Below are 22,220 nucleotides of genomic sequence, written 5' to 3'. Positions count from 1 at the left end.
GTCATTGTGGCGGCTGGGTCGTCAACTGAGGTGATGGACCTCCTGCAGGCCGTACACCGGGGTTGGGATGCCCTCGTGGCGCGCCTTGAGTTGCAGCGCCAGATAGAGCGAGTAGTGCCGCGACTGATGCAGGTTGCCGCCGTGGAACCAAAGGTTGCGCTGCTGGGTCGGCTTCCACATGTTGCGCTGCTCGCCCTCCCACGGCCCGGGGTCCTTGGCGGTGTCCGAGCCCAGCCCCCACACCTTGCCCACCTTGTCGGCGACGCCCTGACCGATGAGGTCGGCCGCCCAGCCGTTCATCGACCCGAAGCCGGTCGCGTAGACCACCACGTCCGCCTGCAGTGCGGTGCCGTCGGCGAGCACGACCGAATCCTCGGTCAGATGGTCGACCTGACCGTGCGCCAGTTTGATCGCGCCGTCGGCGACCAGATCGGATGCGCCGACGTCGATGTAGTAGCCCGACCCGCGGCGCAGGTACTTCATGAACAGCCCGGATTCGTCCTCGCCCCAGTCGAGTTCGAAGCCGGCGGCGGCCAATCGCTCGTAGAACTCCTTGTCCCGCTCGCGGATCGCGTTGTAGACCGGGATCTGGAACTCGTGCAGGATCCGGTACGGCAGCGAGGCGAACGTCAGGTCGGCCTTCTCGGTCGTCATGCCCCCGGCCACCGCCCGCTCCGAGTACAGGTCGCCGAGCCCGAGTTCCATCAGCGAGTCCGACTTCACGATGTGCGTCGAGCTGCGCTGCACCATCGTCACGTCGACACCGCTTTCGTACAACGCTTTACAGATGTCGTGCGCCGAGTTGTTGGAGCCGACGACGACCGCCTTCTTGCCGACATAGGCATCGGGCCCGGGATGCGCACTGGAGTGGTGCTGGTCGCCGCGGAACACGTCCTGGCCGGCCAGCGTGGGGATGCTCGGCTTGCCGGACATGCCCGTCGCGAGCACGAGATGCGTCGGGTGCAGCGTGACGCGTTCGCCGTCGCGGTCCACCTCGACCGTCCACCGCTTGGCGTGCTCGTCGAAGGACGCCGACAGACACGTCGTCTTCGACCAGTACGGCACCTCCATCACCCGGGTGTAGAACTCCAGCCAGTCGCCGATCTTGTCCTTGGGCGCGAACACGGGCCAGTTCGCCGGGAACGGCAGATAGGGCAGGTGGTCGTACCAGACCGGGTCGTGCAGGCACAGCGACTTGTAGCGCTTCCGCCACTGGTCACCCGGCCGCTCGTGGCGGTCGACGACGATGCTGGGCACCCCCAGTTGGCGCAGGCGCGCACCGAGTGCAATACCGCCCTGTCCGCCGCCGACGACCAAGGTGTACGGCTGGGCCGCAAAGCCGAGGGCGGCTTCCTCGTCCGCCCGCTTCTCCGCCCACGACCGGGTGTCGTGATCGCTGCCGTGCACCGCACCCAGCACACGCGACGGGCCCATGCGCTCCTCGTGCCCCTTCAATTCCTGCAGAGCCGTCAGCAGCGTCCACGCCTGATCGCCCGCAGGGCCGGACTTCAGCCGCAGGTGGCCGACGCCGCGGCCGACGGCGGTCTCGAACTCGATGAAGGCGGAGACCACGCCCGCGTCTTCGATCGCCTCGTCGCGAGTGCGGAAGTTCGACGGGGCGGTGCCGGCGAGGCGCTCGCCGAGCATGGCGGCGACCTGGTCAGGTCCCTCGACGGTCGTGATGTTCCACGTGAACGCGACCAGATCGCGCCAGAAGCTGTCGGTGGCGAACTTGGCGACCGCGCGGTCGATGTCGCGCACCGCCAATGAGGCCTCGAAGTCGGCGAGCCAGGTGGCCACCCGCTCCTGCGGATCCAGGGCGGTGGCGGGGTCCAGCGTCTGCGTCATGCGATCCACCACACACCCGATCGCGCCGGGCCACAAGGGTTGCAGCGGGTCGGCGCGTATGGCGGTCTCGTCCACCGCCGGGGGCGGCTGGCGGGAAGGTGTGATGGAGAGCACAATCGGCACTATGCACGGTCAGCCATTGTCTGAGCCCGTAGTGGCGGTCGGCGAGGATGCGCGTCCGCGTTTCATCCGCACGCCACACCAAAAGTAGTGATTGTCAACAACTCTCGAAGGAGTCAGTCATGACCGTATTCTCCCGTCCGGGGTCCGCCGACGCTCTGATGGCCTACGAATCCCGCTACGGGAACTTCATCGGCGGCGAGTGGGTGGCGCCGTCGGGTGGCGAGTATTTCGAGAACCCCACACCGGTGACCGGTCAGGCGTTCTGCGAGATCCCGAGGTCAACCGAGGCCGACATCGACAAGGCCCTCGACGCCGCGCACGGCGCGGCCACCGCATGGGGCAAGACGGCGGCGGGGGAGCGGGCCGTCATTCTGAACAAGATCGCCGACCGCATGGAGGAGAACCTCGAATCGCTGGCGCTGGCCGAGGCGTGGGACAACGGCAAGCCGATCCGCGAGACTCTGGCCGCCGATCTCCCGTTGGCAGTGGACCACTTCCGGTACTTCGCGGGCGCCATCCGCGCGCAGGAGGGTTCGCTGAGCCAGATCGACGACGACACCGTCGCCTACCACTTCCACGAGCCGCTGGGTGTGGTCGGCCAGATCATCCCGTGGAATTTCCCGATCCTGATGGCCACCTGGAAACTGGCGCCCGCCCTGGCGGCCGGAAATGCCGTGGTGCTCAAGCCCGCCGAACAGACACCCGCGTCGATTCTGTACCTGATGTCGTTGATCGGTGATCTGCTGCCCGCGGGAGTGTGCAACGTGGTCAACGGGTTCGGGTTCGAGGCGGGTAAGCCCCTGGCGTCGAGCAACCGGATCGCCAAGATCGCGTTCACCGGCGAGACCACGACCGGCCGGCTGATCATGCAGTACGCGTCGCAGAACCTGATCCCGGTCACGTTGGAGCTCGGAGGTAAGAGCCCGAACATCTTCTTCTCCGATGTGATGGCCGCCGGTGACGACTTCCAGGACAAAGCGCTGGAGGGATTCACGATGTTCGCCCTCAACCAGGGCGAGGTGTGCACCTGCCCGTCGCGCAGCCTGATCCAGTCCGACATCTATGACGAGTTCCTCGAACTCGCGGCGATCCGCACCAAGGCCGTCCGCCAGGGCGACCCGCTGGACACCGAGACCATGATCGGCTCGCAGGCCTCCAACGACCAGCTGGAAAAGGTGTTGTCCTACATCGAGGTCGGCAAAGACGAGGGCGCGCGCGTCGTCACGGGAGGCGAGCGCGCGCAGCTCGGCGGCGACCTCAACGGCGGCTACTACGTTCAGCCCACCATCTTCGAGGGCAACAACAAGATGCGGATCTTCCAGGAGGAGATCTTCGGCCCGGTGGTGGCGGTGACGTCGTTCTCCGACTACGACGACGCCATCTCCCTCGCCAACGACACCCTCTACGGCCTGGGCGCGGGCGTGTGGAGCCGCGACGGCAACGTCGCCTACCGCGCGGGCCGCGATATCAAGGCGGGCCGGGTGTGGACGAACTGCTATCACGCCTACCCGGCGCATGCCGCGTTCGGCGGTTACAAGCAGTCCGGCATCGGCCGTGAGAACCACAAGATGATGCTCGACCACTACCAGCAGACGAAGAACCTGTTGGTCTCCTACAGCAATAAGGCCCAGGGATTTTTCTGATGAGCGCTAGCGCGAGGAGGCGACGGTACTGATGCCAGACGCGCCGTCTCGGGCACTGGTCACCCGCGCGGCCGCCGACCTGTTGGAGAAGCTTCAGGGCAAGTACGGAGCGCTGATGTTCCACCAGTCCGGCGGCTGCTGCGACGGGTCGTCGCCGATGTGCTATCCCGACGGGGACTTCATCGTCGGCGACCGCGACATCCTGCTGTCAGTCCTCGACGTCGGGGAGGCAGGCGTGCCGGTGTGGATCTCGGGCCCGCAGTTCGAGACGTGGAAACACACCCAGCTGGTCATCGACGTGGTGCCGGGCCGCGGCGGCGGGTTCAGCCTGGAGGCCCCGGAGGGCTTGCGCTTCCTGTCGCGAGGCCGGGCCTTCACCGACCACGAGAACCGGTCGCTGGCCGACAGCGCTCCGGTGACGGGTGCCGACTACGAGCGTGGCGTGCGGCCCGCCGCAGGCGGCACACACGTGGTCGCGGCGGCAATTGATGCGTGTCCGATACCTGGCACGCCGCGCCGTTGAGCCGTTTCGACTGCGGGCGGCGTTATCGTCGAAAACATGATCCCCGTACCGCGGGCATGGTTGTTGGCCAGCGCGATGCTGGTCGGGACGGCGGTCGGGCTGATCGGCGGAATCGCCGCGATGAAGTTGGTGAGCGCCTCAGTCCGGCCCGATGCCGTGATCGCACTCGTCGTCGGCGTGCCGAGCGCGTTCGGACTGGTGATGATCCTGGTGTCGCATCGATGGTGGATGACGGCGCTCGGCGCGTTCATCCTCGCCATCGCGCCGGGCTGGTTCGGCGCGCTGGCCGCAATCCAGGTGGTGCACGGTGCCTGAGCAGACATACCGGGGCACCCACCGCCACCGTGCACCGCTGGGGTGGCATCCCCCTCGTGTGCACCCCGAGACGAACGGTGACTCCGGTCCGCCGGCCGGCGAGCCGACGGCGCCCTTCACGCCGACGTTCACCGGCGAACACCCCGCCGTCGCTGACGAGGCGCCGTTCGAGCCCCTTCCGGCGCCGGCGGAGCAGCCCGCCACACCGGACGCGGACAGCCACCTCAAGCGCTGGACGTTCGTGCTCGTGGTGGCCGCCGTGTGGATCGTGGCAGCGGCCGTCGGACTCGGCCTGTTCTACTGGTGGTTCCACTCGATCAACAAGACGCCCTCCGTCTTCATTGTGCTGGTCTACCTGGTGATGTGCACCGTCGCGGCGCTGATCGCGGCGACGGCCGGTGGCAAGCCGTGGATATCCGGATTGGCGATCGCGCTGATGTCGGCCCCGTTCGCGTCGACGGCCGCGGCGGCCGTGCTGTACGGGGTCTACTTCTGCGAACACGCAAGCCGATGTCTGGTGGGCGTCATCCCCTACTAATGTTGGCGGGGTGAGCCACTATGACGTCGTTGTTCTCGGAGCAGGCCCCGGCGGGTACGTCGCAGCGATCCGCGCCGCCCAGTTGGGATTGACGACCGCAGTCGTCGAACCCAAGTACTGGGGTGGGGTGTGCCTCAACGTCGGCTGCATTCCGTCGAAGGCGTTGCTGCGCAACGCCGAACTCGCCCACATCTTCACCAAGGAAGCCAAACAGTTCGGCATCAGCGGGGAGGCGACGTTCGACTACGGCGTCGCCTTCGACCGCAGTCGCAAGGTCGCCGAGGGTCGCGTCGCCGGTGTGCATTTCCTGATGAAGAAGAACAAGATCACCGAGATCAACGGCTACGGCAAGTTCAAAGACGACCACACCCTTGAAGTCGACCTCAACGAGGGCGACACCGAGACCGTGACGTTCGACAACATCATCATCGCCACGGGAAGCAGCACCAAGCTGGTGCCCGGCACCTCGCTGTCGGACAACGTCGTCACCTACGAGAAGCTGATCATGACGCGCGAGCTGCCGTCCTCGATCGTCATCGCAGGCGCGGGCGCGATCGGCATGGAGTTCGGGTACGTGATGAAGAACTACGGCGTCGACGTCACCATCGTCGAGTTCCTGCCCCGGGCGCTGCCCAACGAGGACGCCGAGGTGTCCAAAGAGATCGAGAAGCAGTTCAAGAAGCTGGGCGTCAAGATGCTCACCGGCACCAAGGTCGAGTCGATCAAAGATGACGGCGGCCAGGTCACAGTCACCGTGAGCAAGGAGGGCAAGTCCGAGGAGGTCAAGACCGAGAAGGTGCTGCAGGCGATCGGGTTCGCGCCCAACCTCGAAGGCTACGGGCTGGACAAGGCCGGCGTGGCGATCACCGAACGCAAGGCCATCGGCATCGACGACTACATGCGCACCAACGTGCCGCACATCTATGCGATCGGCGACGTCACCGGGCTGCTGCAGCTAGCGCACGTCGCCGAGGCCCAAGGGGTGGTCGCGGCCGAAACCATCGGCGGCGCAGACACATTGCCGCTCGGCGACTACCGGATGCTGCCGCGCGCGACGTTCTGCCAGCCGCAGGTGGCCAGCTTCGGGCTCACCGAGGAGCAGGCCCGCGACGAGGGCTACGACGTCAAGGTCGCCAAGTTCCCGTTCACCGCGAACGCCAAGGCGCACGGCGTCGGTGACCCGAGCGGGTTCGTCAAGCTGATCGCCGACGCCAAGTACGGAGAGCTGATCGGCGGACATCTGATCGGCCACGACGTGTCGGAGCTGCTACCGGAGCTGACGCTGGCGCAGAAGTGGGACCTGACCTCCACCGAGCTGGCCCGCAATGTCCACACCCACCCGACGATGTCCGAAGCGCTGCAGGAGTGCTTCCACGGGCTCGTCGGCCACATGATCAACTTTTGAGAGCGATCTGGGTCGCCGGTATCGGCGGATTGATTGTCGGTCACATGCTGTGGCTGGCCGGTATCTCCGCGGCCATCGCGACCCGCACGGTCAGCAGCTGGGTGCTGGTCGTCGCGGCGGCGTCGTTCGTCGTGGGCGTCGTCGCCGGGCTGCTGGCCTGGCGGGCCTACCAGCAGAAGAAGGAAGTGCGGGCGGCGTTTTTGGCCGCGCTGCCGATTTCTCCCGTGCTGCTTTCGCTGGTCGTCCTCGGAGTCACGTACCTGTAGCGAACGCGCAGGGAATGTCGCAGAAATTGCACTGAGGGCTGTGAATACGGTCGCGGCACGACCGTGAGTGCAAAATCGAGGTCAGCGACCTGGCAGGCGCGGGGAAGCCGGCATCCCCTCGCGGGTTCAGTCGGGATAGTCCAGCGGAATCTGCAGCGTGGCTATCGTGGCGGCCGTTGCGTCGTATTGTCCGGCCAACGTGCAGAATTCGATGAGCTGCGCCCTGTTGAGGTGAGTCGACAACATCGCCCAGGTCTCCGGCGATACGCCACGAGTCACGATGAACTCGTCGGTGGCGGTGATCAGTGCGCGCTGCCGGTCGGTCAGACCTTCGGCGTCTGGCCCCTCGAAGATCCTGGCCTGCAATTGCGGCCCGACACCGCGGCTGCGCGCCAATCGGCGATGCTGCTGCAGCTCGTATTCGGAGTTGCGCAGGTGTCCGACACGCAAGATGACCAGTTCGGCGTCGTCGCGCGGCAGCTTCCCGAGGAACAGCAGATATCCGCCCAACAGCAGCCACGGCCACAGCAGCAGCCTGTGCCGTCCCATGATCGTGAACAGATGCATTTCAGCAATGTGCTGTCGTCGCGCGGCCAGCTTGCAGTACACCCAGCCGATCGGGCCGAGTTCGCGAAAGCCGCCCGGCTCGATGCGCGCAGGCGCGCTCACGATTGCTTCACCAGGTAGGGCGACACCGTGCTGCGGTGCTCGTCGATGTCGAGTGCGCGACCCAGTGCGGGGAAAGCCCGTTGCGGGCAGTTGTCCCGCTCGCACACCCGGCAGCCCGCCCCGATCGGGGTGGCGATGTCGCCCGCCAAGTCCAGTCCCTCCGAGTAGACGAGCCGGTGTGCGTGCCGAAGTTCGCAGCCGAGCCCGATCGCAAACGTCTTGCCCGGCTGACCATATCGCGACGCGCGGCGCTCGACCGTGCGCGCCACCCACATATAGCTGCGGCCGTCTGGCATCTGCGCAATCTGCACCAGGATCTTCCCCGGGTTGGCGAACGTCTCGTAGACGTTCCATAGAGGGCACGTGCCGCCGCTGGACGAGAAGTGAAATCCGGTGGCGGACTGCCTCTTTGACATGTTGCCTGCCTTGTCGACGCGGACGAACGAGAACGGCACGCCACGCATCGACGGCCGCTGCAGCGTCGACAACCGGTGCGCGATCGTCTCGTAGCTGGCCGAGTAGAACGCCGAGAGCCGCTCGACGTCGTAGCGGAACCTCTCCGCGACCTCGTGGAACTGGCCGTACGGCAGGACCGTCGCCGCGGCGAAGTAGTTGGCGAGACCGAGCCGGGCCAGTGTGGTCGACTCCTCGCTGGTGAACTTGCCCTCGTCGACGAGCTTGTCGATCAGGGCGCCGAATTCCAGGTAGGCCAGTTCGGCCGCCATTTTGAACACCTGCTGGCCCGACGACAGGTGGTTGCCGATCTCGAGCCTGCGCGTCGCGGGGTCGTAGCGGTGCAGCACGGTGTCGCCGAGGTCGGTGCGCCGCACGATGTGCACTCCGTGCACCGCCTTGAGCCGGTCGGAGAGATCGCGGGCCAGGTCACCGCGGTGCATCCGCAGGTCGATGGTTAGATCCTCGGCGGCGGTGTCGAGCTCGTGCAGATAGTTCTGCCGCTGGTAGAAGTAGTCGCGCACTTCCTCGTGCGGCATCGTGATGGACCCGCTGCCGCTGCCGTCGGAGAAGCGGTCCTCGGTGGCCGCGGCAAGCTGTGTGGTGGTGAGCTGGTAGCGCCGATGGAGGTTGACGATCGCGCGGGCCAGCGTGGGATGGGCGTTGACGATGTCGGCGATCTCCGCCGGGTCGACGTCGATGTCGAGGTCGTGGTCCATCGTGACCTCGCGAAGCTCGGCGACCAGCCGGGTGTCGTCCTGGGAGGCGAAGAACGTCGCGTCGACGCCGAACACCTCGGTGATCCGCAGCAGCACCGCGACCGTGAGTGGCCGGACGTCGTGTTCGATCTGGTTGAGGTAGCTCGGCGAGATCTCCAGCATCTGCGCCAGTGCCGCCTGGCTGAAACCACGCTCACTGCGGAGTTGCCGCACCCGTGAGCCGACGAACGTTTTCGCCACGTCAGTAAGCATAGCGGCATGTGAAGGCGGCCTTCGCAATATTGGCACGGCCGCTGCTGTGGCAGTATCTCAGGAGCTATTTGAAGTAGCAGGGGAGAACCGATCATGGCGGGAATTGCAGGTAGCACCGGCTTGGCGAAGGTGATGATGCCTGTGCCAGATCCGCATCCGGACGTCTTCGACATCGAATGGCCGTTACGCGTCGCCGACGTCGACCGCACGGGCAGGCTGAAGTTCGACGCCGCCACCCGCCACATCCAGGACATCGGCTCGGATCAACTCCGGGAAATGGGTTTCGAGGAGACGCACCCGCTGTGGATCGTGCGCCGCACGATGGTCGACATGATCGAGCCCATCGAGTTCAAGGACATGTTGCGGCTGCGGCGCTGGTGTTCGGGGACCTCCAACCGATGGTGTGAGATGAGGGTTCGCGTCGACGGACGCAGAGGTGGGCTCATCGAGTCCGAGGCGTTCTGGATCAACATCAACCGCGAGACGCAGGGGCCCGCGCGCATCGCCGACGACTTCCTCGAGGGCCTGCGGCGCACCACCGATGTCGACCGATTGAGATGGAAGGCGTATCTGAAGGGCGGCGGTCGTGAGGACGCGTCGGAGATCCGCGAGTATCCGGTCCGCGTCAGCGATATCGACATCTTCGATCACATGAACAACTCGGTGTACTGGAGTGTGGTCGAGGACTATCTGGCCAGCACTCCGGAGATGCTGAAGGCGCCGCTGAGGGTAACGATCGAGCATGACGCTCCGATCGCACTCGGCGACAAGCTGGAGATCATCAGGCATACGCACCCGGCGGGTTCAACCGAGCAGTTCGGCGCCGAACTGACGGACCGCACTGTTACAACGCTCACATACGCGGTCGGCGACGAGACGAAAGCCGTCGCATCCGTCTTCTCGCTCTGATCCCGATCGTTTAACAGTACGGGCGTACTGACCTGCAGAAATTGGCTACTGGTCGGTAACTACTGAACCGGTCAAGCTGACACGGTCCTTCGCAAACTTTGCAAGCTTGCGGTGCTGTTAGCGAAAATTGGCAACCGGTATGGCTGGACCTGCGCGTATGCCTCGGTGCATTATCGAATTAGCGCAACAGCCAAGTTGTTTGGGCGTTAACAAACAGGGAAGCCTGCCGACGCCGCAGCTATCAGAGGAACACAGAAGGAGTAGCCGGATGTCTACCGTTGGCACGCCGAAATCACCCGAACAGATCCAGCACGACTGGGACACCAACCCTCGGTGGAAGGGCATCGAGCGCAGCTACACCCCGCAGGACGTGGTGGCGCTGCAGGGCTCGGTCGTCGAGGAGTCCACGCTGGCCCGCCGCGGCGCCGAGGTGCTGTGGGAGCAGCTGCACGACCTGGAGTTCGTCAACGCGCTCGGCGCGCTGACCGGCAACATGGCCGTCCAGCAGGTGCGCGCGGGCCTGAAGGCCATCTACCTGTCCGGCTGGCAGGTCGCCGGTGACGCGAACCTCTCCGGACACACCTACCCCGACCAGAGCCTCTACCCGGCCAACTCGGTGCCGCAGGTCGTTCGCCGCATCAACAACGCGCTGCTGCGCGCCGACGAGATCGCCAAGGTCGAGGGCGACACGTCCGTCGAGAACTGGCTGGCTCCCATCGTCGCCGACGGCGAGGCCGGCTTCGGCGGCGCGCTCAACGTCTACGAGCTGCAGAAGGCGATGATCGCCGCAGGCGTCGCGGGCTCGCACTGGGAGGACCAGCTGGCGTCGGAGAAGAAGTGCGGTCACCTCGGTGGCAAGGTCCTCATCCCGACCCAGCAGCACATCCGGACGCTGACCTCGGCTCGCCTGGCCGCCGACGTCGCCGACGTGCCGACGGTCGTGATCGCCCGGACCGACGCCGAGGCGGCCACGCTGATCACCTCCGACGTCGACGAGCGCGATCAGCCATTCATCACCGGTGAGCGCACCAAGGAAGGCTTCTACCGGGTCAAAAACGGCCTCGAGCCGTGCATCGCACGCGCCAAGGCGTACGCGCCGTACTCGGACCTGATCTGGATGGAGACCGGCACGCCCGACCTCGAGCTGGCAGCGAAGTTCGCCGAGGGCGTCAAGTCGGAGTTCCCCGACCAGATGCTGGCCTACAACTGCTCGCCGTCGTTCAACTGGCGCAAGCACCTCGACGACGCGACGATCGCGAAGTTCCAGAAGGAGCTGGCGTCGATGGGCTTCAAGTTCCAGTTCATCACGCTGGCCGGCTTCCACGCCCTGAACTACTCGATGTTCGATCTGGCCTACGGCTACGCCCGCAACCAGATGAGCGCCTACGTCGAGCTGCAGGAGCGCGAGTTCGCCGCCGAGGAGCGCGGATACACCGCCACGAAGCACCAGCGCGAGGTCGGCGCGGGCTACTTCGACCGGATCGCCACCACGGTGGACCCGACTTCGTCGACGACGGCGCTGACGGGCTCGACCGAAGAGGGCCAGTTCCACTAACCCGTCACCGCGAGCTGGGGGCACCTCCCGCCCCGCGAGCGTGCGTGTCTGTACAGCAACACGCGAGAAAATGCGTACAAGCATGCACGCTCGCGCGGGCTTGACTCGCACGGAGTTGACAGCGCAGACCCCGCTCGGGTTTCTTGAGCGGGGTCTGCGGCTGTTAGGAGATCAAGTGAGCATTGACCGGGTAGGCGTCGTCGGCGCGGGACAGATGGGTTCGGGCATTGCCGAGGTGTCGGCGAAGGCCGGTGCGAACGTGATGGTGTTCGAGCCGACCGAGGAGCTGGTATCCGCGGGCCGCGACCGCATCACCGCCTCGCTCGAACGTGCGGCGAGCAAGGGCAAGCTCAGCGAGGGCGATCGCGATGCCGCGTTGGCGAGGCTGACGTTCACCACCAGCCTCGCCGATCTCTCCGACCGCCAGCTCGTCATCGAGGCGGTCGTCGAGGACGAGGCCGTCAAGGGCAAGATCTTCGCCCAGCTCGACGAGCTCATCACCGACCCCAATGCGGTGCTCGCGTCGAACACCTCCAGCATTCCCATCATGAAAATCGCTGCGGCGACGAAGAATCCGGGCCGCGTGCTCGGTCTGCACTTCTTCAATCCGGTGCCGGTGCTGCCGCTGGTCGAGCTGATCAGCACGCTGGTCACCTCCGACGGGGCCTTGGCGCGCACCGAGGAGTTCGCGAGTGGTGTGCTTGGCAAGAAGGTGGTGCGGTGCGGCGATCGGTCGGGCTTCATCGTCAACGCGCTGCTGGTGCCGTATCTGTTGTCGGCGATCCGGATGGCCGAGGCCGGCGTCGCCACCGTCGAAGACATCGACACGGCGGTGGTGGCCGGACTGTCGCACCCGATGGGCCCGCTGCGGCTCTCCGATCTCATCGGCCTCGACACCATGAAGCTCATCGCGGACTCGATGTATGAGGAGTTTAAAGACCCGAACTTCGCTCCGCCGCCGCTACTTCTGAGGATGGTGGAGGCCGGCCAACTCGGCAAGAAGTCCGGCAAAGGCTTCTACGCGTACTGAGCTGCGGACTTGGGGTTGCGCCTGTCGTTGTATAGATTTACTTCGTAATTATGACGTGACGGTTCAGCCCGGAGCCGCCTGCGTGCATGTGCCGTGAAGCACCTGCCCGTAACCTCGTTCCGGCGTGCCGGTCGGAACAGGGACGGGGTAGTCGATGTCTGATGCCGTAGTTGATCTGGACCCCTACTATGAGGAATCCCAGTCCATCTACGACGTCTCAGACGAGTTCTTCCAAACTTTCCTCGACCCGACGATGGCATACACGTGCGCTTACTTCGAGCGCGACGACGTGACGCTCGAGGACGCGCAGCTCGCCAAGTTCGACCTCGCGTTGGGCAAGCTGGATCTGAAGCCCGGCATGACGCTGCTCGACGTTGGGTGTGGCTGGGGCGGGGCGCTGCGCCGCGCGGTCGATGTTTACAACGTCAACGTCATCGGAATCACATTGAGCCGCAACCAGTATGAATACAGCAAGAGGCTGATGGCGACTCTGCCCCCTAGCCGCAACGCCGAGGTGAGGCTGCAGGGCTGGGAGGAGTTCGACGAGCCCGTCGACAGGATCGTGACCATCGGCGCGTTCGAGGCGTTCAAGGCCGAGCGCTATCCGCTGTTCTTCAAGCGGGCCTTCGACATCCTGCCCGCCGACGGCAAAATGCTTCTGCACACGATCCTCGCTCATCCGCAGACGTACTTCCGCGACAACGGGATCAAGCTGACGATCAACGATCTGAAGTTCATGCGCTTCATCGGAAACGAGATCTTCCCCGGCGGACAGCTGCCGGCGGTCGAGGACATCGAGGAGCTCGCGGCGAACTCGGGTTTCACGCTGGAGCGCGCCCATCTGCTCCGACCCCACTATGCGCGCACGCTCGACATGTGGGCAGAGAGCCTGGAAGCCAACCGGCCGCAGGCAATTGAGATCACGTCCGACGAGGTGTACGACCGCTATATGCGATACCTGACCGGGTGTGCGGACTTTTTCCGGCGCGGCATCACCAATGTCGGGCAATTCACCCTCGTCAAGTGACGAGGCGGTCGCTCAGGCGTCGGCGAGCCGCTTCTTCTCGGCCTCGACGTCGAAATCCGGTGGCGGCCAGGATAACCCGAGCCCTTCGAGCGCCTCTATCAACAGCTCGAGGATCGCCAGCCTGCCGTACCACTTGCGGTCACACGGCACGACGTGCCACGGCGCGTAGTCTGTCGACGTCTTCTCCAGCATGGCCTGGTAGGCCTCCACGTACTGCGGCCAGAGCATCCGTTCATCGACGTCTTTCGGGTTGTACTTCCAATACTTGTCGGGCCGATCGAGTCGCTTGCACAGCCGCTTCTTCTGCTCCTCCAGCGAGATGAACATCGCGACCTTGATCAGGGTCGTGCCTTCGTCGACGAGATTCTGTTCGAACCGGTTGATCTCCTCGTAGCGCTTCCCCCACACCTCGGGCGGCACCAGGTTGTGGACCCGCACCACCAGCACGTCCTCGTAGTGCGAGCGGTCGAAAACGCCGATGTGGCCGGCCGGTGGCAGTGCACGCCTGATCCGCCACAGGTAGTCGTGCCGGCGTTCCTCCTCCGTCGGCACCCCAAACGCGTGGTATCGCACGCCCTGCGGATTAGCCGCTCCGACAACGTGTTTGACGATACCGCCCTTGCCCGCAGTGTCCATGCCCTGCATCACCAGCAGCAGCGACTTGTTGTCGCCGGCACCCTTGCTGTTGGCGTAAAGCATTTCCTGCAGTTCGGCGAATCGCTCGTTGCGCTTGGGCTGCACCTTGGCGGCGTCGGACTTCTTACCCTTGAAACCCGGCGTCGCGCTGGTGTCGATGTCGGCGACCTTGTCGCCCTCGTGGAACACCAGGTGGTCGTGCGGTTCGCGTGTCCACGGCTCGGGTAGATCGTCTGATCTGCTCATCCTTTGAGCAATTGTGGCGGCAGGATCGGCGACGGGTGTGCCATTTCCCTGAACTTCTCCAGGGAGCCGCCCACCTCGACGATGCCGCAGAGCGCATTCCAGGACAGCATCGTCAGGTAATCGATCAGCTCGTTAGAACTCATCCGCGGATGCGACATCCACGAGTGCGTGGCCAGCTGCACGCCGCCGACGGTGTGATACGCCCATGGCTCGACGCCGCCCGTATTCATGCCGACGTCATTCATCTGCCTGCGCAGCATGACCGCGAGCATGCGGGCGATGATCTCCTCGCTGTTGGCGATCACCTTGTTCTTGCTCGCCGAGTTGTTCGCCATCACGAACCGGTACGGCTCCGGTTCGGCGGCCACGGTCTCGACGTAGACCTTGATGACCTCTCGGGTCAGGTCGTAGCCCTGAAGATTCGACGAAAGTGCCGCGGCCATGTTCGGAATCAGGGTGGTCTGCGCGAACCGCATCATCACCGCGGTGGTCAGGTCGTTCTTGTCGACGAAGTAGCGGTAGAGAACGGTCTTCGACACACCGATTTCTGCGGCGATCTCGTCCATACTGACGTTGCTGCCGCGTCGCCGAATAGCGACCAGAGTGCCGTCTACCAGCTCATTGCGACGCTCCACCTTGTGCTGGTGCCAGCGCCGCTTGCGTCCATCGGTCTTCACCGCCCCCGGCGGAGTCTGCTGTGTCACTATCGCGCTAGTCCGTTCCGTTGATCCACCTGATAATACGGCGGCTGGTCACACCTGGGCTGTCGGCACGGCTGACACTGGCCGATGTAGCGGATGATGTAGGTGTGGCACACAGACCAGACGCAGGGGCCCGCGCGTCGCAGGCGCTTCCTGCGCCGCCTGCGGAGCGGGCCAGCTTCGCTGAGACGTTGGCAGGCGCCGACACCATCGCCGACGCCGAACGTCGTCGTGGCCTGCGGCGGATGAAGCTCGTCGCGCTGAGTTTCCTCGTCGGGGCGTCCGTTCTGTTTCTCTTCTGCCAATGGGCCGAGGCCAACGGCGCAGGCGCCTGGGCCGGTTACGTTGCCGCTGCTTCGGAAGCCGGCATGGTGGGTGCACTCGCCGACTGGTTCGCGGTGACCGCGCTGTTCAAGCATCCGTTGGGGATTCCGATCCCGCACACCGCGATCATCAAGCGCAAGAAAGACCAGCTGGGTGAGGGGCTCGGCGCCTTCGTGCGGGAGAATTTCATGTCGGCCGAAGTCGTCGAGACAAAGCTGCGCGACGCCGAGGTTGCCGGCCGGCTGGGCAAGTGGCTCTCGGAGCCGGCGCATGCAGAGCGGGTGGCCGCCGAGGCGTCGACGGTATTGCGGGTCGGCGTCGAGATGTTGCGCGACGAGGACGTTCAGCAGGTGCTGGACCGGATGATCGTCAGGCGGCTCGCCGAACCGCAGTGGGGCCCGCCGGTGGGCCGGGTGCTGGGCACGCTGCTGGCCGAGAACCGCCAGGAAGCTCTCATCCAACTGCTCGCCGACCGCGCCTTCCAGTGGTCGCTGAACGCGGGCGAGGTCATCGAGCGGGTCATCGAGCGCGACTCCCCGACCTGGTCTCCGCGCTGGGTGGACCATCTCGTCGGCGACCGCATCCACCGCGAGCTGATGGATTTCACCGACAAGGTGCGCCGCAATCCCGACCATGAGCTGCGTCGGTCGGCAACCCGCTTCCTGTTCGAGTTCGCCGACGACCTGCAGCACGACGAGGCGACGATCGCGCGGGCCGAGAAGGTCAAGGAGCAGTTGATGGCGCGCGACGAGGTCACCCGCGCGGCGGAGACGGCCTGGAACACCCTCAAGCGCCTGATCCTCGAGTCGGTCGACGACCCGTCATCGGCCCTGCGCACCCGCATCGCGGACTCCGTCGTACACATCGGCGAATCTTTGCGGGACGACGGCGAGCTGCGCGACAAGGTGGACAACTGGATCATCCGGGCGGCTCAGCACCTGGTCTCCCAATATGGGGCGGAGATCACAACGATCATCACCGACACCATCGAGCGGTGGGACGCCGACGAGGCCAGCAGGCGCATCGAACTCCATGTCGGGCGTGACCTGCAATTCATCAGAATCAACGGCACCGTGGTGGGCGCGCTCGCCGGCCTGATCATCTATTCGATAGCCCAGCTACTCTTCTGACCTGCGCTAGCTAGTGCTTGCAAAAGTTAGCACCCCGTCGTACGGTGGGTTCGTCGCGCCCGCATCCACGGCACCGAAGGGGGTAACCGCCATGTCGCAGGACGAGAAGCTCGTCGAGGTGGTCTCCAACGCTGCGCAGGACATCGGGAGCTTCATCCGGTCGCAGCGCGAGGCGGCTCAGGTGTCGGTGCGGCAGCTGGCCGAGAAGGCCGGCGTCAGCAATCCCTATCTGAGCCAGATCGAGCGGGGATTGCGGAAACCCTCAGCCGATGTGCTGAGCCAGATCGCCAAGGCACTGCGAGTCTCCGCCGAGGTGCTCTACATCAGGGCCGGAATCCTGGAACCCAGCGAGACCAACGAGGTCCGCGACGCGATCATCACCGACGTCGCGATCACCGAGCGGCAGAAGCAGGTGCTCCTCGACATCTACACCTCGTTCTGTGAACAGAACGAAGCCCTTCTTGTCTCCGAAGACAGGCCGACCGATGAGGAGCCGGCTACTGACTGACCTGAGACGAACACTGTCTGACGATGACCGATTGACCGAGTGAAATCAGTGAAAGGAAATATCGACATGGCGAAGAAGACTGCCAACCCGACGAAAGCCCAGCCCACCGTTGACGACCTCAAGGCTCCGCTGCTCGCCGCGGTTGGCGCTGCCGACCTGGCTCTCGAGCGGGTCAACGAGATCGTCGCCACCCTGCGCGACCGTGCAGGCGAGGCCCGCAGCGACGCCGAGGCGCGCGTCGAGGACAGCCGTGCCCGGATCACCCGGCTGCAGGAGGATCTCCCCAGCCAGTTCGGTGACCTGCGTGACCGGCTGAGCTCCGACGAGCTGCGCAAGTTCGCCGAGAGCTACGCGGATGCGGCTCAGACCACCTACAACAAGCTGGTCGAGCGTGGCGAGATCGCCCTCGAGCGACTGCGCAATCAGCCTGCCCTCGAAGAGGCCGCGGGCCGCGTCGAAAGCTACACCGACCAGGCGGTCGAGCTGACCCAGGAGGCGCTGGGCAACGTTGCTTCGCAGACCCGCGCGGTCGGCGAGCGCGCAGCCAAGCTGGTTGGCGTCGAGCTGCCCAAGAAGGCGCAGAAGGGCGCGGCTCCTGTGAAGAGTGCCGCCAAGAAGGCGCCGGCCAAGAAGGTTCCGGCCAAGAAGGCCCCGGCCAAGAAGGTCACCCAGAAGTAAATTCGACGCCGACGGTGGCGCCCGCTTAGGCTGGTGAGGTGATCCTTGCCGACCTAGCGGGCGTCATTGTTTTGGCCCTCGTCGTTGTTGCATTCGCCGTGGCCGTCTACGCCTTCGTCCACGCAGCCATGCAACGCCCCGACGCGTACACCGCGGCAGGCAAGCTCACCAAGCCGGTTTGGCTTCTGATCATCGGCGGCAGCGTGCTTCTGCTGCTGGTGTTCCGGGATCCCTTCGGTGCGGCGATCGCCGCCGTGGCGTCAGGCATCTATCTGGTCGACGTGCGGCCCAAAATCCTCGATATACAGGGAAAGTCGCGGTAGCCGCGTGCGCCGTGTCCTCGCCGCCTGCGCGGCGGCCCTGACTGCTGCCCTCACGCTCACGGGCACCGCCACCGCCGATCCCGTTCCGGGTCCGCCGTACGTCGCCCACACCGAATGGGCCAAGTGGGGCGACCTGTCCAGCCTGCGTGTCTATCCGACCGACTCCGCCCGCATTGCGTCCACCGAGGGCGGCACCGCCGCTGCGGCCGACGAGGCGTGGACCGAAGTGCTGACGTCTTCCCCGGACGCCGATATCCCCGGCATGCGTGAACAATTCATCTGCCACTGGCAGTACGCGGAGCTCGCGTACCCGGGCAAGACCAGTTGGAATCTCGAGCCGTGGCGGCCGGAGGTGTCCAGCGACGAGATGCGCGCGGCGCACTGCAACCCCGGCGGCACAGAAGAACCGTTCTAGTGCCGCAGACGCGCAGCCCCGGCGAAGTCGCCGCGCTCGTCGACCACACACTGCTCAAGCCCGAAGCGACACAAGCGGATGTGACGGCGTTGGTGGCGCAGGCCGCCGATCTCGGGGTGTATGCGGTGTGCGTGTCGCCTTCGATGATCGCGACCGCGAAATCGACGGCACCCGCCGGTCTGCACATCGCTTCGGTGGTGGGATTCCCGTCGGGCAAACATCTTTCGGCGATCAAGGCCGCCGAGGCGGCGCAGGCCGTCAATGACGGCGCCGACGAGATCGACATGGTCGTCGACGTGGGCGCCGCCGCATCGGGTGAATTCGACAGCGTCCGAGCCGATGTCGCCGCGGTCCGTGCCGCTGTTCCCGACGCCGTGCTCAAGGTGATCGTGGAGTCGGCGGCGCTGCTGAGCCTGGCAGACGACGACACGCTGGCGTCGGTGTGTCGGGCCGCGGTCGAAGCGGGCGCCGATTTCGTGAAGACCTCCACCGGCTTTCATCCCAGTGGCGGGGCATCGGTGCACGCGGTCGAACTGATGGCCGGCACCGTCGGTCCCCGAATCGGGGTCAAGGCCAGCGGCGGTATCCGCACGGCCGACGACGCCGTCGCGATGCTGAATGCGGGCGCGACCCGGCTCGGGCTTTCCCGAACCCGCGCTGTGCTCGACGGGCTCGACGGGCTCGCCGCGAGATAGCCAGCCGCGAAATAGCCGAGATAGCCAGCCGAGATCGACGAAATGGCGGCGGTTACTCGTACTTTTCCGCCCAATCGTTGGTTTGGGCGATCAGAGACCGGCGAAGCAGGGGTCCGTGTTGCCCGCGGGGATCGACGCGTTCTTCGTCGAGAAGTGTGCTGTCACCCCGGTATCGGTGACCTGAACATCGTCGGCCTTGATACCGAGCGGGTAATTCTTGGTCAGCTGCGTGGAGAACGCGTCGAGCGCAGGCTGCACCGTCTCCCGTGGCAGTGTGAAGCCGAGCCCGCTGAGGTTGACCACCTGCAGCGCGAGCGCGCCGTCCTGCACCGCCGGCTTGGTGGTGATGCTGCCCAGTGTCGCCTCGAGTTCGATGGTGCCGTCGGACGGGTTGGTCTTGACGTCCGTGATGAAGCTTCCGACGACGGGAATGGAATTCTGCAGGGTCTGCTTGATGCCGTCGGCGGTCCAGGTGATCGTTGCGTCCAGCGCGCCGATGGTGCCCTTCGAATTCCCGTTGTCCTGCAACCGCACATCGTCGATGTTCACCTGCGCCTTCATGCCCTTGGCGTCGCGGATCTGATTGCCCGCTGTCTCGATGGAGATGTTGCCGTAGTGCCCGGTCATGTGCTGAATGAGGAACGGCGACGCCCCGAACGACACAGTGACGTCGTCCTGCACAACGCACTCGGTGGCGGCGGCGACCACGTCGTCGGCCCGGCTGCGCGCGTACAGCTCCGCGGCGAGCAGGCCTGCGGCGACCAGCGCCACCACGATGACGACCACCAGCACGATGGTCAGCGGGTCACGGAAGAGCCTCTTGATCCGCCCGCCCGGCGCGGAATCCGTCTGCCCGGGTCCGGTAGGCGGCGGGGGCGCAGGTTGCCCCGGCCCGCTCGGCGGGAACTGCGGCGGGGGAGTCCCCGACGGTTGGCCAGCCTGGGGCTGGTTGGCCGGGCGAGCCCAGGGATCAGTCACGCCCGCGATTCTGCCCTATGCGACTCGGCGAGGTCTGTGCGGTTACGCAGCACCGCGATCGTGTCCCGCACCGACTGCACGGCATTCGGGTCGATATCGCTGATGATCAGCGACGGGTCGGGTCCGGCCGCCCCGATGACCTCACCCAACGGGGATGCCACCACGCTGCCGCCCACTCCCGTCGGCCCCAGCTCGGCGATCTCGTCGCCCGGGTAGGCCTGGCCGACGGCTCCGACGAAACTGCCGGTGTCCAACGCCCTGGCCCGGGCCAGCAACGTCCACTGCTCGAGCTTGCCTGGCCCGGTGCCCCAGGATGCGTGCACGGTGATGAGTTGCGCGCCGCGCCGTGCCAACTCGACGTAGAGCTCGGGGAAGCGGATGTCGTAGCAGAGGGTCAGCCCGACGGCCACCCCGTCGACGGTGATCACCACGGGCTCGTGGCCTGGCGCGACGGTGCGCGACTCGGAGAATCCGAACGCGTCGTAGAGGTGGATCTTGTCGTAGTGCGCGTCGACGTCTGAGCCCGACGCGATCAAGGTGTTGGTGACGCGCGCCTGCCCGTCCTTGGAGTCGGCGGGCACGAACATGCCTGCGATGACCGTGATGCCCGCTGCCGCCGCGATGCGGCGCACCCCGTCGGCCCACGGCCCGTCCAGCGGTTCGGCGACCTCGGCCAGCGGCACCCCGAACCGGCACATCGTGGCCTCGGGGAACAGCACCAGGCCTGCGCCCGCATCGGCGGCGCGGCGCGTGTACTCCTCGACCAGTCTGAGGTTGGCCGCCGGTTCGGTGCCGCTCTGGATCTGCGCCAACGCGATTCGCATGCCTCAAAGACTAGTGAGTTACGGACCCCAGGCGTGCCGGCCTGCCGAAGCGGCCTTGTTGCCGAGTTTGCCGGACCGGATCTGGCTGGCCAGGCTGTCGAGGATGACCCGCGAGCTCAGCAGCGCGGTCTGCTCGGCCCAGTCGTAGGGCGGCGAGCACTCCACCACCTCGATGCCGGCCAGTCCCGGTTCGGACACCATGCGCACCAGGTTGAGCGCCTCGCGCGGCAGCAGACCGCCGGGCTCGGGCCACCCGGTGCCCGGCACGAACCCGGCGTCGATGACGTCGATGTCGAAGGACAGGTAGACGGCTTTGGCGTCCTTCCACGCGACCTCGAGCGCCATCTCGGCGATCTTCTCGACGCCGACGCGCTCGACGTCGCCGACGGTGATGACCGTCGAGTTGCGCTCGCGACCCACCTTCACGCCCGCCCGCGGCGCCTGCCAGCCGCCGATGCCGATCTGCACCAGGTTGGTCGCGGGCGCGTTCTTGATGTTGGTGGCGTGGAACCACGGCGTGGTGTGCATCCGCTCGTCGAGATCGGACTCCTGGGTGTCGACGTGGCGGTCGAAGTGAATGATCCCGATGTTGCCGTCCATGTAGGGCGCTAGACCGCGGATGGTGGGGAAGCCGATGGAGTGGTCCCCGCCGAGCACGACGGGCATCACGCCCTTGCTCGCGACGTGCGCCATCGCCTGACTGATCTGGTCGAACGACTTCTCAAGATTGCCGGGAATCGTGAACACGTCGCCGATGTCGACCATGTTGAGCTGTTCGCGCAGATCGACGCCCATCTCGTAGTTGTAGGTGCCGAACAGGTTGGTGGAGCGCCTGATTCCCTGCGGACCGAAACGGGTGCCGGGCCGGTAGGTGGCACCCGCGTCGAGCGGGACGCCGAAGAACGCCACCTCGGCGTCGTCGACCTGGTTGACGTCCTCGATGAACGGGCACTTCAGGAACGTTCCGCGTTCGCCGGCGAAATGCGGCAGTTCGCCGCGTACGAACGTGGAGATCCGGCGGTCTTTGATCGTCGGCGCCGCCTCGAGACCGAGCGTCAGGCAGCGCTCGATCTCCTCGCGCTCCCTGCGGTCGGAGAGCCGGGCCTCGGCCTGCTGGGCCCATGCGCCTTCGCGATTGAGAGGTTCAAACGGTTGATCGGACATGATGACTCCTCGAGCGCCGTCTTGTCGCAAGCCGGGTACGACGCACCTCGTCCGGGGAGCCGGTCGGCGACTCCTGGTTCCTTATTTTGGCAGCGATCCGTCGACGCGCCAGTCGAAACTGCAACGAGCCGTTAACACGGCTTGCCCACCGCCGTAACGAACCGCGGTTTGTCTGACCGACGACTCACGTTCACTCGTGAGGCGCGTCTAGGGTTCCGCCGCTTCGCGGGTCTGGTCCGAGAGACGCAGGTGGCTGACGACGAAGCCGGCCGCTCCACGGCGGGACAAAAGCCCGGGAGGCCCCTGAGCTCGCAAGGAGGCTC

The 22,220-nt window shown here is 65.7% G+C and carries 24 protein-coding genes and 2 riboswitches; of the genes, 16 read left to right on the top strand and 8 right to left on the bottom strand.

Translation table 11 applies throughout. The features are described from left to right. Nucleotides 1-21 precede the first annotated feature (21 nt). On the bottom strand, nt 22-1,848 hold the full coding sequence (locus QOC76_RS01560) for a flavin-containing monooxygenase (RefSeq protein WP_526353451.1): 1,827 nt from the start codon (nt 1,846-1,848) through the stop codon (nt 22-24). Nucleotides 1,849-2,090: 242 nt separating this feature from the next. Between QOC76_RS01560 and adh the strand changes: the two genes are divergently transcribed. Genes adh through QOC76_RS01530 form a run of 6 tightly spaced genes read left to right on the top strand, consistent with a single transcriptional unit; the run spans nt 2,091 to nt 6,661 of the window. Continuing rightward, complete coding sequence (gene adh, locus QOC76_RS01555; protein WP_526353449.1) at nt 2,091-3,614, top strand: aldehyde dehydrogenase; 1,524 nt, start codon at nt 2,091-2,093, stop codon at nt 3,612-3,614. A 31-nt stretch (nt 3,615-3,645) separates the two neighbouring features. Then, the gene (locus tag QOC76_RS01550; protein ID WP_526353447.1) at nt 3,646-4,137 is read left to right on the top strand and encodes a DUF779 domain-containing protein; all 492 of its coding nucleotides are present in this window, start codon (nt 3,646-3,648) and stop codon (nt 4,135-4,137) included. A 36-nt stretch (nt 4,138-4,173) separates the two neighbouring features. Beyond that, nucleotides 4,174-4,452, top strand: a complete 279-nt coding sequence (locus QOC76_RS01545; protein WP_526353445.1) for a putative holin — start codon at nt 4,174-4,176, stop codon at nt 4,450-4,452. After that, nucleotides 4,445-4,990, top strand: a complete 546-nt coding sequence (locus QOC76_RS01540; protein ID WP_526353443.1) for a hypothetical protein — start codon at nt 4,445-4,447, stop codon at nt 4,988-4,990. The genes QOC76_RS01545 and QOC76_RS01540 overlap by 8 nt, the downstream gene beginning before the upstream one ends. Before the next feature lie 10 nt (nt 4,991-5,000). Continuing rightward, nucleotides 5,001-6,395 carry a dihydrolipoyl dehydrogenase gene (gene lpdA / locus QOC76_RS01535; protein ID WP_526353441.1) on the top strand — a complete coding sequence of 465 codons (1,395 nt, stop codon included), beginning with the start codon at nt 5,001-5,003 and terminating at the stop codon, nt 6,393-6,395. Further along, on the top strand, nt 6,392-6,661 hold the full coding sequence (locus QOC76_RS01530) for a hypothetical protein (protein WP_526353439.1): 270 nt from the start codon (nt 6,392-6,394) through the stop codon (nt 6,659-6,661). The genes lpdA and QOC76_RS01530 overlap by 4 nt, the downstream gene beginning before the upstream one ends. 126 nt (nt 6,662-6,787) lie before the next feature. Here the strand turns inward: QOC76_RS01530 and QOC76_RS01525 are convergent, their stop codons facing one another. Further along, nucleotides 6,788-7,330, bottom strand: coding sequence for a carboxymuconolactone decarboxylase family protein (locus QOC76_RS01525; protein WP_526353437.1), 543 nt, complete (start codon nt 7,328-7,330; stop codon nt 6,788-6,790). Further along, nucleotides 7,327-8,742 (bottom strand): acetate metabolism transcriptional regulator RamB, encoded by a 1,416-nt coding sequence (gene ramB, locus QOC76_RS01520; RefSeq protein ID WP_526353435.1) that lies wholly within the window; start codon nt 8,740-8,742, stop codon nt 7,327-7,329. The genes QOC76_RS01525 and ramB overlap by 4 nt, the downstream gene beginning before the upstream one ends. Nucleotides 8,743-8,847: 105 nt before the next feature. On the opposite strand from ramB, the gene QOC76_RS01515 reads away from it, so the two are divergent. The 4 genes from QOC76_RS01515 (at nt 8,848) to QOC76_RS01500 (ending at nt 13,275) form a co-directional block, all read left to right on the top strand. After that, entirely contained in the window at nt 8,848-9,663 is an 816-nt protein-coding gene (locus tag QOC76_RS01515) for an acyl-[acyl-carrier-protein] thioesterase (RefSeq protein WP_526353433.1), read from the top strand. Nucleotides 9,664-9,931: 268 nt separating this feature from the next. Further along, nucleotides 9,932-11,218, top strand: coding sequence for an isocitrate lyase (gene aceA / locus QOC76_RS01510; RefSeq protein WP_526353431.1), 1,287 nt, complete (start codon nt 9,932-9,934; stop codon nt 11,216-11,218). A gap of 175 nt (nt 11,219-11,393) precedes the next feature. Continuing rightward, entirely contained in the window at nt 11,394-12,248 is an 855-nt protein-coding gene (locus tag QOC76_RS01505) for a 3-hydroxyacyl-CoA dehydrogenase family protein (protein ID WP_526353429.1), read from the top strand. Nucleotides 12,249-12,402: 154 nt separating this feature from the next. Beyond that, on the top strand, nt 12,403-13,275 hold the full coding sequence (locus QOC76_RS01500; RefSeq protein WP_526353427.1) for a cyclopropane mycolic acid synthase family methyltransferase: 873 nt from the start codon (nt 12,403-12,405) through the stop codon (nt 13,273-13,275). A gap of 12 nt (nt 13,276-13,287) precedes the next feature. Here QOC76_RS01500 and QOC76_RS01495 read toward each other — a convergent pair whose 3' ends face one another. Both QOC76_RS01495 and QOC76_RS01490 read right to left on the bottom strand, forming a co-directional pair. Continuing rightward, nucleotides 13,288-14,157: a polyphosphate kinase 2 family protein gene (locus tag QOC76_RS01495; RefSeq protein WP_526353425.1), complete on the bottom strand. Its 870-nt coding sequence runs from the start codon at nt 14,155-14,157 to the stop codon at nt 13,288-13,290. Further along, a complete protein-coding gene (locus QOC76_RS01490) occupies nt 14,154-14,861 on the bottom strand; it encodes a TetR/AcrR family transcriptional regulator (RefSeq protein ID WP_526353423.1) in 708 nt (235 codons plus the stop codon). The genes QOC76_RS01495 and QOC76_RS01490 overlap by 4 nt, the downstream gene beginning before the upstream one ends. A gap of 188 nt (nt 14,862-15,049) precedes the next feature. Between QOC76_RS01490 and QOC76_RS01485 the strand changes: the two genes are divergently transcribed. From QOC76_RS01485 to deoC, 6 genes are all read left to right on the top strand, one after another. Further along, nucleotides 15,050-16,312 carry a DUF445 domain-containing protein gene (locus QOC76_RS01485; protein ID WP_526353472.1) on the top strand — a complete coding sequence of 421 codons (1,263 nt, stop codon included), beginning with the start codon at nt 15,050-15,052 and terminating at the stop codon, nt 16,310-16,312. Between the two features lie 91 nt (nt 16,313-16,403). Next, on the top strand, nt 16,404-16,820 hold the full coding sequence (locus QOC76_RS01480; protein ID WP_526353421.1) for a helix-turn-helix domain-containing protein: 417 nt from the start codon (nt 16,404-16,406) through the stop codon (nt 16,818-16,820). A 66-nt stretch (nt 16,821-16,886) separates the two neighbouring features. Continuing rightward, entirely contained in the window at nt 16,887-17,498 is a 612-nt protein-coding gene (locus QOC76_RS01475) for a heparin-binding hemagglutinin (protein WP_526353419.1), read from the top strand. A 38-nt stretch (nt 17,499-17,536) separates the two neighbouring features. Next, the gene (locus tag QOC76_RS01470) at nt 17,537-17,821 is read left to right on the top strand and encodes a DUF2516 family protein (protein ID WP_526353417.1); all 285 of its coding nucleotides are present in this window, start codon (nt 17,537-17,539) and stop codon (nt 17,819-17,821) included. A 4-nt stretch (nt 17,822-17,825) separates the two neighbouring features. Then, nucleotides 17,826-18,236, top strand: a complete 411-nt coding sequence (locus tag QOC76_RS01465; RefSeq protein ID WP_526353415.1) for a DUF2599 domain-containing protein — start codon at nt 17,826-17,828, stop codon at nt 18,234-18,236. Continuing rightward, on the top strand, nt 18,236-18,931 hold the full coding sequence (gene deoC / locus QOC76_RS01460) for a deoxyribose-phosphate aldolase (protein ID WP_526353413.1): 696 nt from the start codon (nt 18,236-18,238) through the stop codon (nt 18,929-18,931). The genes QOC76_RS01465 and deoC overlap by 1 nt, the downstream gene beginning before the upstream one ends. 90 nt (nt 18,932-19,021) lie before the next feature. Here the strand turns inward: deoC and QOC76_RS01455 are convergent, their stop codons facing one another. From QOC76_RS01455 to QOC76_RS01445, 3 genes are read right to left on the bottom strand one after another with little or no spacing between them, the layout of a single operon-like run. Then, nucleotides 19,022-19,909 (bottom strand): LmeA family phospholipid-binding protein, encoded by an 888-nt coding sequence (locus QOC76_RS01455; RefSeq protein ID WP_526353411.1) that lies wholly within the window; start codon nt 19,907-19,909, stop codon nt 19,022-19,024. Then, on the bottom strand, nt 19,906-20,733 hold the full coding sequence (locus QOC76_RS01450; RefSeq protein ID WP_526353409.1) for a carbon-nitrogen hydrolase family protein: 828 nt from the start codon (nt 20,731-20,733) through the stop codon (nt 19,906-19,908). The genes QOC76_RS01455 and QOC76_RS01450 overlap by 4 nt, the downstream gene beginning before the upstream one ends. A gap of 18 nt (nt 20,734-20,751) precedes the next feature. Beyond that, nucleotides 20,752-21,897, bottom strand: coding sequence for an agmatinase family protein (locus QOC76_RS01445; protein WP_526353407.1), 1,146 nt, complete (start codon nt 21,895-21,897; stop codon nt 20,752-20,754). A gap of 10 nt (nt 21,898-21,907) precedes the next feature. Continuing rightward, a riboswitch (guanidine-III (ykkC-III) riboswitch) is annotated at nt 21,908-21,974 on the bottom strand. A gap of 119 nt (nt 21,975-22,093) precedes the next feature. Further along, nucleotides 22,094-22,198, top strand: a riboswitch (guanidine-I (ykkC/yxkD leader). Nucleotides 22,199-22,220: the final 22 nt, after the last annotated feature.

This window comes from Mycobacterium sp., from assembly GCF_032159565.1.
GTDB lineage: Bacteria > Actinomycetota > Actinomycetes > Mycobacteriales > Mycobacteriaceae > Mycobacterium.
Note: the sequence above shows the minus strand (reverse complement) of the source record. Positions and strands in the feature narration are given on the sequence as shown.

Excerpts from the sequence above, each read along its gene's own strand:
- adh (WP_526353449.1), top strand. The coding sequence starts at position 2,091 with ATGACCGTATTCTCCCGTCCGGGGTCCGCCGACGCTCTGATGGCCTAC.
- QOC76_RS01545 (WP_526353445.1), top strand. The coding sequence starts at position 4,174 with ATGATCCCCGTACCGCGGGCATGGTTGTTGGCCAGCGCGATGCTGGTC.
- QOC76_RS01560 (WP_526353451.1), bottom strand. The coding sequence starts at position 1,848 with ATGACGCAGACGCTGGACCCCGCCACCGCCCTGGATCCGCAGGAGCGG.
- aceA (WP_526353431.1), top strand. The coding sequence starts at position 9,932 with ATGTCTACCGTTGGCACGCCGAAATCACCCGAACAGATCCAGCACGAC.
- QOC76_RS01550 (WP_526353447.1), top strand. The coding sequence starts at position 3,646 with ATGCCAGACGCGCCGTCTCGGGCACTGGTCACCCGCGCGGCCGCCGAC.
- QOC76_RS01515 (WP_526353433.1), top strand. The coding sequence starts at position 8,848 with ATGGCGGGAATTGCAGGTAGCACCGGCTTGGCGAAGGTGATGATGCCT.
- QOC76_RS01475 (WP_526353419.1), top strand. The coding sequence starts at position 16,887 with ATGGCGAAGAAGACTGCCAACCCGACGAAAGCCCAGCCCACCGTTGAC.
- QOC76_RS01445 (WP_526353407.1), bottom strand. The coding sequence starts at position 21,897 with ATGTCCGATCAACCGTTTGAACCTCTCAATCGCGAAGGCGCATGGGCC.
- QOC76_RS01450 (WP_526353409.1), bottom strand. The coding sequence starts at position 20,733 with ATGCGAATCGCGTTGGCGCAGATCCAGAGCGGCACCGAACCGGCGGCC.
- QOC76_RS01500 (WP_526353427.1), top strand. The coding sequence starts at position 12,403 with ATGTCTGATGCCGTAGTTGATCTGGACCCCTACTATGAGGAATCCCAG.
- QOC76_RS01480 (WP_526353421.1), top strand. The coding sequence starts at position 16,404 with ATGTCGCAGGACGAGAAGCTCGTCGAGGTGGTCTCCAACGCTGCGCAG.
- QOC76_RS01495 (WP_526353425.1), bottom strand. The coding sequence starts at position 14,157 with ATGAGCAGATCAGACGATCTACCCGAGCCGTGGACACGCGAACCGCAC.